This is a genomic window from Salinimicrobium oceani, from assembly GCF_012037645.1.
This window is the reverse complement of record NZ_JAAVJR010000557.1, coordinates 1-470: the sequence shown is the minus strand read 5'-3', so window position 1 is coordinate 470 and position 470 is coordinate 1. Positions and strand designations below refer to the sequence as shown.

1 pseudogene is annotated in these 470 nt (G+C 42.6%); it reads right to left on the bottom strand.

From position 1 onward, the window contains the following. Positions 1-349: pseudogene (locus HC175_RS18225) on the bottom strand (arginase); the annotation flags it as partial. Between the last annotated feature and the right edge of the window lie 121 nt (positions 350-470).

Genomic DNA, 470 nt, shown 5'->3' with positions numbered 1-470 from the left:
CTATGGGAATTATTCCTTTTTTAAGACATTCGGCAACTGCCGATTGTACCGCATAAAAAGTATCCTCTACTGTTTCCCCTTTTTGGATATCTCCAAGATCGACCATCTTTAGGTGCCAGTTTCCCGGTAACAGATTATAAAATGCTTTTCGAATTCCGTTGAAGTTAAAGGGTTCTCCGCTTCGGTTTTCATCCAGGCGGTCTTCCAGTACTCCAAAAATGGCAATTTTCACCCCCTCCAGGTCCGGAAAGGCTTTATCTTCCAGATGCAACAGTAAATTTGATCCTATTTTGTTGCCAGCACCGGTGACCAACTCCTCGCTAACAGGGCTAAAAAAATCCAATTCCATTAATTACTTCTTTTTAGCAGCTGCTTTTTTGCGGGTAGTTTTCTTAGCCGCAGTTTTCTTTGTGCCTGCAGCTTTCTTCGCCGTCTTCTTTTTTGGTGCCTTTTTTTCGATGATCTCCTTC